Origin of the sequence: Brachybacterium sp. UMB0905, from assembly GCF_002871795.1 — a bacterium.
Taxonomy (GTDB): Bacteria; Actinomycetota; Actinomycetes; order Actinomycetales; family Dermabacteraceae; genus Brachybacterium.
This window is the reverse complement of sequence record NZ_PNHL01000020.1, coordinates 1-11,359: the sequence shown is the minus strand read 5'-3', so window position 1 is coordinate 11,359 and position 11,359 is coordinate 1. Positions and strand designations below refer to the sequence as shown.

Sequence of the window (11,359 nt, the reverse complement as noted above, 5' to 3'; positions counted from 1 at the left end):
CTGTCTGCTTTCGGGTCGAGAGATGTCAGGAGGTGGAATTGGGGGGCATCGAGACGTCGGGGTCACCCCGGCATGCGGATATCCCCGACTGGCGTTTCGTTTACGCGGACGGTGACGGATTTGCCGGGATGACCGTAGTAGAAGCGGCCCAACGGTACATGGATCGTGCCGTTGCTGTCCGCGGTCATCTGGTGCGAGCTCCACGGTTTGGACGTGGTGGGGTCGGTGAAGTCCACCGTCACCGTCTGCCCTGGCTTCAGACCGGTCACGGTGTAGCTGAAGTATCGGCACAGCCCGGAATTGCAGCTCCCGTCGCCTGGGTTTCCGGGCTCTCCCTTCGGCGCCCAGTCGGATGTCGACACCTTCGGCGCCGGCGGCGTGTACGTCTTCGCCTTCTGCGTGGTCTTGACCGGTGAGCTGTACAGGTGCTCTTCGTTCTTGACTCCGTTCTTGACCCGGGCCTCGACCGTGATCGAGCCGCCCGAGGGGAGCGTCGCGGTATGGGTGTGCGAGGTCCCCGACGCCTTCTTCCATTCGCCGCCGTTCACTCGGTACTCGAGGGTTTTGGGGCCGACGCCGCCATCGGAACCGCTCGCGTTCATTGCGACCTCGACCGGGCAGGAGTTCGCGTCGGTGCAGGCGCTGTTCTTGCCGGAGATGTTCGGGGCGTCCGGTGCCGTGTACGGGATGACCGGCTGCGAGGCAGCGGAGGGACCGCTGACACCGCCGTCCTGATGGAAGCCGTTACGCGCTTCGACGGTGAAACGGTAAGAGGTGCCGTTGTGGAGCTCGCTGATGTTCACTCTGGTCTGGGAAGCGTCGACGGTCTTCTCGCCGCCATTCCACCGCACCACGTAGGACGTGACCTTCGTGCCATTGCCGTCGGCCGCTTTCCACGAGACGGTGGCGCGGCCGTTGGGGCCGGCCCCTTTGCCCTTGTCGGGCATGTCAGCGGTCACGCCGGTGGGCGGTGAGGGCTTCGCCCAGGGGGTCACGGCGTTGGAGGCGCCGGAGGCCGGTCCGGTGCCCACCGAGTTCACACCGCGCACGGTGAAGGTGTGCTCGGCGTCCCGGTCCAGGTCCTGGAAGGTTGCTGTGGTGCGCGACGCCTTCACGGTCTTCTTGGCCCCGGAGGAGGAGGTGACGATGTACTCCGTGATCGGTTCACCGTTCGCCTCCTTGTCCGTCATGCTCGACCAGGTCACAGTGATACCGCCGCCCACCGGGTTCTCCACCCGCTTCGCGCTGGGCGCCTCTCCGGGCGCAGCAGGTTTCCCGGCCGGATGCTCCGCCTGCGACCAGCCGGACCAGTCGGACGGCTCATCGGCGAGGTTGGCGGCCCGCACCCGGAAGCGGTAGTCCACCCCGTTGGTCAGCTCCGTCCACGTCAGAGACGTGGTGGACCCGTCCACCTCACGAGTCACCACCTCATTGGTGGCCGTGTTCTGCAGCTGCAGCTCGTATTTCTGGATCGCCGAACCGCGGTTGACCGGTGCGCTCCAGGAGACGGTCAGCTGCTTGTCCCCCCGCTCAGCCCGCGGCGCGTCCGGGGCCTCCGGCCGCACATCGGGTCGCGCCACGGCCGAGGGCGCGGACGGCTTGGAATCGCCGACCTCGTTGGTGGCCACCACCTGGAAGGTGTACTCGGTGTCATTGGACAGTCCCGTGATCCGGCACGAGGTGGAACTGCATTCCTGGGAGACTGCCGGTCCGCTCGCGGAGGTGACGGTGTAGCCCCTGATGGGCGCGCCGTTGTCCGCCCCGGGCTTGAAGTTCAGCTCCACGAACCCGTCGCCGACCTCACCGATGCGTGGCGCCGACGGCTCTTCCGGGAGTCCCCTCACCGTCACCCGGATCTCGCCGCTGACCTTGCGATCGGGGTCGCCGGTCTCGTCGATCACCTGGTACTGCGCCGTGAGGTAGCCGTGGAAGTCAGGCGCAGGCGTGATCGTCACCGAGTCCGCGTCGTAGTCGATCTGACCCTTTCCGGAGACCAGAGAGGCACCGGTGATGGTGCGTTCTCCGCCCGGGAAGGGGTTGGAGTCGTTCTCGAGCACCGACAGGGTCTTGGTGTCTCCGGCATCGATCGTCGCTTCATCCAGCCCGGTGGAGATCGTCGGCCGCTGGGAGCCGCCGACGGTGATCTGCACCGTCGCCTCGACCGGGTCGTTGGTGCCGTCGCTGACAGTCACCGGCACGGAGAGCACCGTGCCCTTGTGCGCGCTGGCGTCGGCGGTGGCGCGCAGCGTGGAGCCCTCCAGGCTGACCGTCACATCCGGATCCTGGCTGTACTCCCCCAGGGCGAAGGTGAGGTCATCGTCCTCAGGATCCGAGGCGCCGATGGCCAGATCCAGGGTGGAAGCAGCCCCGCCCTGCTCCACCTCGAGCATGGAGCCCTGGAAGGTGGGCGGCAGGTTCTCATCCTCGGAGCTGACTACCACGGGGATGGCGAGCGTCGCGACAGCGGCCGTCGCATCCCCCGGTACCCCGTCGGTCACCTCCACGGTGATGGTGTCCTCCCCGGTGAAGCCCTCCGCCGGGCGGTACACCAGCGTGGACTCATCCTTCACCAGCTCACCGCCGTCGTGGTGCTCAGCGGTGACGGTGTCCAGGTTCTCGATCCGTGCCGCCTGCGCACCGGGCCGCACCCGCACGTTGTCGGAGCTGGCGAGGTCCACCGTGGCTTCGCTGCCGGACTGCACCTGCAGCGGGTCCCCCACCCAGACGGGGGCCTGCTTCGCGGTCCCGGGCACCCAGATGTAGCCGGCGGACGTCAGCCCGTCAGGGTCCTCGATGACGTAGCGCAGGCGCTGCTGCTCCTCCTGCGGGACGATCCGGAAGGTGCCGTGCCCCTCTCCCTCGGTGACGCCCTCGGGAGCGCCCTCCAGGGTGACGGTGAGGTCATTGGTGCTGCCATCGGGATCGGAGTCGTTGGCGAGCACGTCGACCATCACGTGGTCCATGTCCGGGTCGAGCACATCGTCGACCGGCACGAAATCATCGCGCGCGATGGGATTGCGATCTGTCGCGTTCTCCGCGACCTTCACGGTGAGGGACGCGGTGGAGGTCAGCTGACCGTCGCTCACGCCGTAGATCAGGGTATGCGTGCCCGGCTCGGACGGAGAGACCACCGTGACGTAGCCATCCTCCGAGCCCTCAGCCGGTTCGAGGTACTCGATCTCCGTGAGCGGCTCCGTCTTGGAGCGCACGATCGAGAGGGGGTCGCCGTCCGGGTCGGTGTCATTGTCCAGCACCGGGATCTGGACCTCCCGGTCGGGCTTGACCTCGATGACGTCATCCACCGCGAAGGGCGGCTGATTCATTCCGTTCGGCTCGGCGATGCCCACCAGCACCTCCGCGGTGCCGATCGCGCCGTGGCGGTCCATCACCTGGTAGCGGAAGCGGTCGGTGCCCACGGAGTCGGCGTACGGCCGGTACACGATCCACTCACCGGTCGCCGAGACCACCTCCCCGAGCGCAGGCATGGGGCTCGTGATACCGGTGAGCATCACCGAGTCGCCATCGGGGTCAATGCCGGTGGTGTCCACGGGGATGCGCACCTCGGTGCCGGCCACGGTGCGGGCGGTGAGGTTGTCCGGCTTAGGCGGCGCGTTCTCCGCGTCCCGCGGGATGATCGTGATGTGCACCTGAGCGGAGCCGTCACGGCCGGTCTCATCCACCACCTGATAGGTCAGCACCGCCTCGCCCTGCGCATCGTCATCAGCCGTGAAGCGGACCATGTCCTGATTGGGCTCAGCATGCCCGAGGTCCTCGGAGCGGGAGGTATCGGAGATCTCCCCGAGGTGGAGATCAGCATCGGTGGGTGAGATGTCATTGCTCAGCACATCGATGTTCACCATGTCCCCCGCGCGCACGACGGCCCGATCCGGCACCGCCTCAGGGGTGGCGAACTGCGTGTCAGTGCTGGCGACCATCACCCGGATGGTGCCGGTGGCGCTGCCGATCGAGTTCGCGATCTCGTAGGTGACCGGTACCGGCTCCTCCCCCACCGTCGCCCCGGGCTCAGCGTCGATCCGCACCAGATGGTGGTTGATGATGGTGGCCTTGAGGCCACTGCCCTCCGGGACCGTGACCCGGTTGACGACGAGCACCCCACCGGTGGGATCCACATCATTCTGCAGGGGATCCACCAGGGTGTCCCCGCCGGTGGTGACGGTGTCCATGTCATCGACGGCCACCGGAGCGAGGTTCTCGGAGTCCGGTTCGACGACGTCCACGCGGATGAGCCCGAGCGAGGCCTGGCTCGATCCGGCGGCAGCGACCGTGTACTCGAGGTAGTGGGTGCCCGGGGAGGCAGCGGTGATATTCAGGGTGCCGGCCTCGAGCACCGCCTCCACCTCGAGATCCTCGGACTCGCTGACGCTCAGCAACTCAAGGGAGCCGCCATTGGGGTTCAGATCGTTGACCAGCGGCTTGATGGTCGTGGTGCGTCCGGCGACGATGCTCGCGTGATCGGCGGTGGTGATGGGGGCGAGGTCGCTGTCGGTCACTGATTCGACTTCGAGCACCCCCTCGCCGGTCGCCCCGTGCTCATCACGGAACGTGAGCTGGATCTGCTTGGTTCCCGGGGAGAGCCCCGCGTCATTGATCATGACCGTTCCATCGGGTCGGAAAGTCACGATGTCCTGCGGCTGGATGGTGGCGTTGGACAGGTAGAAGGCATCGCCGTCGGGATCCTCCCAGTACGGCAGGATGTTGAAGCTGACGGACTCCCCGGCGCGCACCTGCACCTTGGGCATCATCACCTCGGCGGGCTGCGGACCGGAGTTCTCGCCGTCGGCCCGCACCTCGAGGGTGACGCGCGCGGTGTCGGTGCCGCCGCGGCCATCGTCGGCCACATACTCGAAGCTCGCCTTCCCCGAAGCGTCCTCGTCCACGTCGATCTGCAGCTGGGTGCCGCCCTGAATCGGGGTGACGGTGCCGATGGATGGCTGCTCACCCTCGACCTCGACAGAGAGGATGTCACCATCGGGGTCGTGGTCGTTGCGCACCACCGGCAACACGACACTCTGGCCGGGGCGCACCCCGAAGGTGTCGTCGTTCGCCGCGGGGGGACGGTTCTCCTCATCGCGCTCGGCCGCCACGTTCGTGATCGTGGTGGTGAGGGTTTCCTTCTCCTTCTCCTCGTCCTGGCTGGTCTGGATCTCCTGTTCGATCAGCCAGTCATCGACCAGCTCCATGGAGTCCGCGATCTCCCAGGACAGTCCGAACTTCTGGTCGTTGAGGATCACGAGGTCGCGATTGACGCGCAGGACCAGATCGGCGTCGCTGCTGGCCTCCGGAATCGACTCAGACACCGGTTCATGCCCCTCGCAGGCGCGGACGTAGCGCAGCGAACCGCCCCAGGCGCCGTAGGCGCACCCGCCCACCTGGGCGGGCGGGGCGATCGTGGTGCCGGTGCCGCGCGCAGAAATCTGCTGGGCCTCACCGCCGGACAGAGGGATGCGGAACAGGGCGTCGGCGGTAGCGAGCACCACGTCCTGGGACGCGGGGCCGGGCTGCTGGATCTCAGCGCTCTCCAGCGACGTGACACCGTAATCGTTGAGCTGGTAGTCCTTGAGGTCCTCCCCCAAGCGCAGCATGTGGTTCTCGCGGTCCAGCACCACCGGCTGCTCACCGACCGTGGTGAGGTCGACGAGCTCCCCCTTGGTGGAGACGTTGCCGACGGTGAAGGTCTTGTCTGATTTCGTGTCGCGAGTGTTCTGTGCGCGCGGGAAGCGTTTGAGCTCGGAGCCGTCCAGGACGAAGACGGTGCCGGAGGTGCTCACGGCGATCGGCACCTCTGCGCCGTCCACGCCCTCCAGCACAGGCTCGACGGCCGAGGGGTTGAAGGCGGCTGCCTCGTCGGGGCTGAGGATCCAGACGCGGCCGTCCGGGGAGCTGATGGCCACGCGATCCCCGCCGAGCTTGATCTGCGAGCCGGGGGCGAGTTCGACGAGGCCGCCGCGGGTGACGGCGGCGGTGTTGATGGGGGTGAAGCCGCGCGGGCCGGTCTCGATGACGGTGTAGCCGGATTGCAGGATGTCCAGGTCCTGGCCGGAATGTGAGAGGCGCGCGTCGAGCTCCGCGGCGTCGACATTGACGCGGCCCATCAGGGCGCCACTGCCGTTGGTGACCCAGACGCCGCCGTTGGACACCTCGACCTCGGAGGAGGACAAACCGTCGTAGCGGAGCGCGAATCCGGTGAGGACCACGGCGATGACCGACAGGACGGCGACGGATACCGCGGTGACACGTCGACTGCGCCGACGTTTGGCGCGTGCATCGATCGTCATTGCCCTCCCCTTCGTCCCATGCTCGCTCAACAGCACCTGGCGTGCGACCTTGGCCCCCGGCTCAGCGATCCGACGGGCGGCCCTCAGCTGCTCCAGGCACCCTCAGCTGCGCTGTGGCTAGGGTACTCGGTTCCGAGCGCGCGAAAGCTGCGACGCAGGTCACGAAGCAGCGACGCCCCAGCTCATGGGCGAGGAGCTCCTGAGCTGTTCATTCGGTGTTCACCGGCGGCGTTGCACGAGGGTCCGGGTGAAGGTGGTCAGGGCGTCGCGGACCGGGCCTGCCGGCAGCTCGGCCAGGATCTCGACGGCCTCAATGGCGGTGCGCTGAGCGAGATCGCGAGTCTGCTCGAGGGCCGGATCCTGCCGCAGCAGCTCGACGAGCTCGTGCAGCGCCGCATCGTCGCTAAGGTCCTGGTCCAGGCGGTCCACGATGGCATGCGCCGCAGGATCCTGCTGCTGTGCCGCGCGGCGCCGCACGAGCAGGGTCGGCATCGTGGGGACGCCTTCCCGCAGGTCGATACCGGGGGTTTTGCCGCTCGTGGCCGCATCGCTCTCGAGATCCAGCACATCGTCGGCGAGTTGAAAGGCGACGCCGACCTTCTCGCCATAGCGGCCCATGATGTCTGCAACGTCATCACCGGCGCCGCCGACCAGTGCCCCCAGGTGACCGGCAAGCGCCAGCAGCGACGCAGTCTTGTCCGAAAGGACCGAGATGTAGTGCTCGAACGGGTCATCGCCCTCGGCGGGACCGACGGTCTCGTGGAGCTGTCCCATGCACAGTCGTTCGAAGGTCGCCGAATGAAGGGCAACGGCATCGGCTCCGATGCGGGCGCTGAGGGAGCTGGCACGGGCGAAGAGGAAGTCACCGGTGAGGATCGCGACGTTGTTGCCCCAGAGGGTGTGTGCGCTGTCGGCTCCCCGTCGAGTGGGCGCCGAGTCCATCACATCGTCGTGGTAGAGGCTCGCCAGATGAGTCAGTTCAACGAGGGCGGCAGCATCCACGACAGCGGGAGCGCGGACATCCCCGAATGACGCGGCGAGCAGCACAAGCATGGGGCGAACCCGTTTGCCGCCGGCATCCAACAGGTGACGGGCGGTCCACTGCATCATGTCGTCGGAGGTTGATACCGCGGCCTTGAGTTCGTCCTCGATGACGCCGAGACGCTCGAGCACACGATCGGCGAGCTGTTCGTCGATGTCGGGGATGCCCGGCAGAGTGGACGGCATGACACTCCTGGTGAAAAGAGATCCGGCGCAGCAGGCCGGTGCTGTACGGCACGATCCGCTTGGTGCGGTTCGCAACGGCATGCACCTCTCACAGAGGCGCGGCACGATCACCCATCCTACCGGGTGACACAGCAGGTGAGTCCCTGCGGCATCACCCGCCCGGGATCACCGGCGCACATGGAAAAAGGGGTGGGGGCGCGAACACCGCTCACGCGGGTTCTGCTGCCCTCCACCCCTTCTTCGGTGAAGATGTCCGGCGGCGACCTACTCTCCCACACCCTCCCGAGTGCAGTACCATCGGCGCGATCAAGCTTAGCTTCCGGGTTCGGAATGGAGCCGGGCGTTTCCTCGACACTATGACCGCCGTAACACGATGAGACAATCAACCAGCCCTCACACACCCCGCCCAAAAGCGAGCGTGCTGGGGTTGTTTTTCGTGAACCGCACAGTGGACGCGAACACCCATCAAAGCAACAGGATGTTTATTGTTGTAAGTCATCGACCATTAGTACCAGTCAGCTCCACACATCGCTGCGCTTCCACATCTGGCCTATCAACCCAGTCATCTCCTGGGGGTCTCACACACCTCAAGGGTGCAAGGATATCTCATCTCGAAGCAGGCTTCCCGCTTAGATGCTTTCAGCGGTTATCCCTTCCCGACGTAGCCAACCAGCCATGCTCTTGGCAGAACAACTGGCACACCAGAGGTCAGTCCATCCCGGTCCTCTCGTACTAGGGACAGGACTTCTCAAATATCCAACGCGCGCAGCGGATAGGGACCGAACTGTCTCACGACGTTCTAAACCCAGCTCGCGTACCGCTTTAAGAGGCGAACAGCCTCACCCTTGGGACCAACTCCAGCCCCAGGATGCGACGAGCCGACATCGAGGTGCCAAACCATGCCGTCGATATGAGCTCTTGGGCAAGATCAGCCTGTTATCCCCGGGGTACCTTTTATCCGTTGAGCGACACCCATTCCACAATGAAGTGCCGGATCACTAGTTCCTGCTTTCGCACCTGCCCGACATGTCTGTCTCGCAGTCAAGCTCCCTTGTGCACTTACACTCAACACCTGATTGCCAACCAGGCTGAGGGAACCTTTGAGCGCCTCCGTTACTCTTTAGGAGGCAACCGCCCCAGTTAAACTACCCATCAGACACTGTCCCTGATCCGGATCACGGACCGAGGTTAGGAATCCAGAACGACCAGAGTGGTATTTCAACAACGACTCCACATCCACTGGCGTGAACGCTTCCCAGTCTCCCACCTATCCTACACAAGCCGTCCCGAACACCAATATCAAACTATAGTAAAGGTCCCGGGGTCTTTCCGTCCTGCTGCGCGTAACGAGCATCTTTACTCGTAATGCAATTTCGCCGAGTTCGCGGTTGAGACAGTGGAGAAGTCGTTACGCCATTCGTGCAGGTCGGAACTTACCCGACAAGGAATTTCGCTACCTTAGGATGGTTATAGTTACCACCGCCGTTTACTGGGGCTTAAATTCTCAGCTTCGAACCCGAAGGCTCTAACCAGTCCTCTTAACCTTCCAGCACCGGGCAGGCGTCAGTCCGTATACAGCGTCTTACGACTTCGCACGGACCTGTGTTTTTAGTAAACAGTCGCTTCTCCCTGGTCTCTGCGGCCCTCCCCGCTCTCACGGATCGGGCCCCCCTTCTCCCGAAGTTACGGGGGCATTTTGCCGAGTTCCTTAACCACGATTCTCTCGAACGCCTCGGTATTCTCTACCTGATCACCTGAGTCGGTTTAGGGTACGGGCGACCGTATTCGTCACGCCGGAACTTTTCTCGGCAGTACAGGATCACTCACCTACGCCCATACGGGATCCCCATCACGTCTCACCCACAACGGCACCGCATTACCGGTGCACAGGCTGCACGCTTGGACGGACTATTCCATTAAGTCCGCGGAAGCTACCTCTCTGCGTCATCCCACGCGCTGACCTACTACACCCTTGGTTCCCAGCCTCACCCCAGCACGCAGCCCGAAGGCCACGAGTGAAGATCGGGTGGTTAGCATCAGATAGTTCGGTATGGGTCCTCCTACGATCGGTTCGGGAATATCAACCCGATGTCCATCGACTACGCCTGTCGGCCTCGCCTTAGGTCCCGACTAACCCAGGGCGGATTAACCTGGCCCTGGAACCCTTGATCAATCGGCGGACGGGTTTCTCACCCGTCTATCGCTACTCATGCCTGCATTCTCACTCGAACAGCTTCCACCACTGGGTTCCCCCGCGGCTTCACCAGCTGCTCGACGCTCCCCTACCCACCCAGACAAAAGTCCGAGTGACACAGCTTCGGCGGTGTACTTGAGCCCCGCTACATTGTCGGCGCAGAATCACTTGACCAGTGAGCTATTACGCACTCTTTCAAGGGTGGCTGCTTCTAAGCCAACCTCCTGGTTGTCTCAGCAACTCCACATCCTTTTCCACTTAGCACACGCTTAGGGGCCTTAGCTGATGTTCTGGGCTGTTTCCCTCTCGACCATGAAGCTTATCCCCCACGGTCTCACTGCTACGCTCTCACGTACCGGCATTCGGAGTTTGGCTAAGGTCAGTAACCCGGTGGGGCCCATCGCCTATCCAGTGCTCTACCTCCGGCACGAAACACGTAACGCTGCACCTAAATGCATTTCGGGGAGAACCAGCTATCACGAAGTTTGATTGGCCTTTCACCCCTATCCACAGGTCATCCCCTCCATTTTCAACTGAAGTGGGTTCGCGCCTCCACACGGTCTTACCCGCGCTTCACACTGCCCATGGATAGATCACTTCGCTTCGGGTCTAGAGCCGGCGACTGAACGCCCCGTTCAGACTCGCTTTCGCTACGGCTACCCCACACGGGTTAACCTCGCCACCGACCACTAACTCGCAGGCTCATTCTTCAAAAGGCACGCCGTCACCCCGTAAGGCTCCGACGGATTGTAAGCACACGGTTTCAGGTACTATTTCACTCCCCTCCCGGGGTGCTTTTCACCTTTCCCTCACGGTACTTGTCCGCTATCGGTCACAAGGTAGTATTCAGGCTTACCAGGTGGTCCTGGCAGATTCACACCGGATTTCACGGGCCCGGTGCTACTCGGGAACAGCATCACGCCGCATGACAGTTTCAGCTACGGGAGTCACACCCTCTACGCCGCCCCACTCAACAAGGCTTCGCCTACCATCACACATCCACGCCGTCTGGCCGGCAGACCAGACCGATACGTCCCACAACCCCTTGCCTGCAACCCCTGCCGGGTATCACACAAACAAGGTTTAGCCACCTCCGCTTTCGCTCGCCACTACTCACGGAATCACTTTTGTTTTCTCTTCCTACGGGTACTGAGATGTTTCACTTCCCCGCGTTCCCTCCACACCACCTATACATTCAGTGGCGGGTACCAGAGCATGACCCCTGGTGGGTTTCCCCATTCGGACATCCTCGGATCACAGCTCAGTTGTCAACTCCCCGAGGCTTATCGCAGACTCACACGTCCTTCGTCGGCTCCTTGTGCCAAGGCATCCACCGTGCGCCCTAAAAAACTTACAGCAACACAAAGACACTTTGTGCAAAACAAAATTGCTTACAAGATGCTCGCGTCCACTATACAGTTCACAAAAAACAACCCCACACCACCACTCCCAGTCACAAACCAGGACGCGGCAGGGAGGACCAGCCACACCACCCAACACACCCGAACAACATTCGGGACGAGCTGGGCTTGGCGTGCAGCCTCATGCCCCAATAGCGTGCCTCCACCTCAAACCCCCTGCCCGCATCTCGTTCCCACCCCAACAGGGCGTACTAGACATGCGACACAGACGATGAAGTGCC

At 63.7% G+C, this 11,359-nt stretch carries 2 protein-coding genes and 2 rRNA genes; all 4 read right to left on the bottom strand.

The annotated features are described in order from the left end of the window. Window positions 1-62 precede the first annotated feature (62 nt). The gene (locus tag CJ197_RS13730; protein WP_102237310.1) at window positions 63-6,296 is read right to left on the bottom strand and encodes an Ig-like domain-containing protein; all 6,234 of its coding nucleotides are present in this window, start codon (window positions 6,294-6,296) and stop codon (window positions 63-65) included. Between the two features lie 219 nt (window positions 6,297-6,515). Then, window positions 6,516-7,523: a polyprenyl synthetase family protein gene (locus CJ197_RS13725; RefSeq protein WP_102237309.1), complete on the bottom strand. Its 1,008-nt coding sequence runs from the start codon at window positions 7,521-7,523 to the stop codon at window positions 6,516-6,518. Between the two features lie 251 nt (window positions 7,524-7,774). After that, a 5S ribosomal RNA gene (rrf, locus tag CJ197_RS13720) occupies window positions 7,775-7,891 on the bottom strand. 118 nt (window positions 7,892-8,009) lie between these two features. Continuing rightward, window positions 8,010-11,074 (bottom strand): 23S ribosomal RNA (locus CJ197_RS13715). Between the last annotated feature and the right edge of the window lie 285 nt (window positions 11,075-11,359).